This window comes from Sphingomonas sp. 10B4, from assembly GCF_035019905.1.
GTDB lineage: Bacteria > Pseudomonadota > Alphaproteobacteria > Sphingomonadales > Sphingomonadaceae > Sphingomonas > Sphingomonas glacialis.
Window position 1 is genome coordinate 1 of the sequence record NZ_JASJVC010000367.1, and the last position, 263, is coordinate 263.

Below are 263 nucleotides of genomic sequence, written 5' to 3' on the forward strand. Positions count from 1 at the left end.
TTGCGATGATGAAGACTTACGCGAAGCGCAAACCGTGATCCGCATGTGCCAACCACGTCCAGGCAGCAGCTTTGCGCTCAACAGTTCCGACTATGTGGCACCGGACGTGATCGTCAAAAAATCAGCCAATGGCTGGCAAGTTTTACTCAATCAAGACGTGATGCCCAAGCTGCGGGTGAACAATATGTATGCCAATATCATGCGCCAAAATCGCGGTGATACCTGTATGGCACCGCAGTTGCAAGAAGCACGTTGGTTGATCA

1 pseudogene is annotated in these 263 nt (G+C 51.0%); it reads left to right on the forward strand.

Annotated elements, in window-relative coordinates:
* Positions 1–263 (forward strand): annotated as a pseudogene (locus tag QN347_RS20140) (hypothetical protein); the annotation flags it as partial.